This window comes from Pseudomonas sp. DCB_AW, assembly GCF_026240895.1.
In the GTDB taxonomy this organism is placed as follows: Bacteria; Pseudomonadota; Gammaproteobacteria; order Pseudomonadales; family Pseudomonadaceae; genus Aquipseudomonas; species Aquipseudomonas kermanshahensis.
The window spans coordinates 1-390 of the sequence record NZ_JAPFCE010000219.1; the positions used below are offsets into that span (position 1 = coordinate 1).

The window sequence follows — 390 nt, forward strand, 5'->3', positions numbered from 1 at the left end:
TGGTGATGGTGGTGTGAGGAGACGGTGACCTGGGTCCCCTGGCCCCAGTAGTCATACTCAACTTTCATAGTCCCAATGCCCCGGGATTGGGCTGCACAGTAATAAACGGCCGTGTCCTCAGGTTTCAGGCTGTTCATTTGCAGATACAGAGTGTTCTGGGTCTTGTCTCTGGAGATGGTGAATCGGCCCTTGACGGAGTCTGCATAGTCTGTGATACCTGTCCATTTAACACCTCCTACAAACTCACGCTCCTTCCCTGGGGCCTGGCGGAACCAGCCCATGGCATAGGGACTGAAGGTGCCTCCAGAGGCTGCGCAGGAGAGTCTCAGAGAGCCCCCAGCCTGCACCAATCCTCCCCCAGACTCCTGCAGCTGCACCTGGGCCATGGCC

Annotated in this window: 1 protein-coding gene; it reads right to left on the minus strand. The window is 57.7% G+C overall.

Annotated features, from left to right (window positions below; genetic code table 11):
• On the minus strand, positions 1-386 hold a 386-nt coding region (locus tag OO306_RS28520), incomplete at its 3' end, for an immunoglobulin heavy chain variable domain-containing protein (protein WP_369124849.1).
• Positions 387-390: the final 4 nt, after the last annotated feature.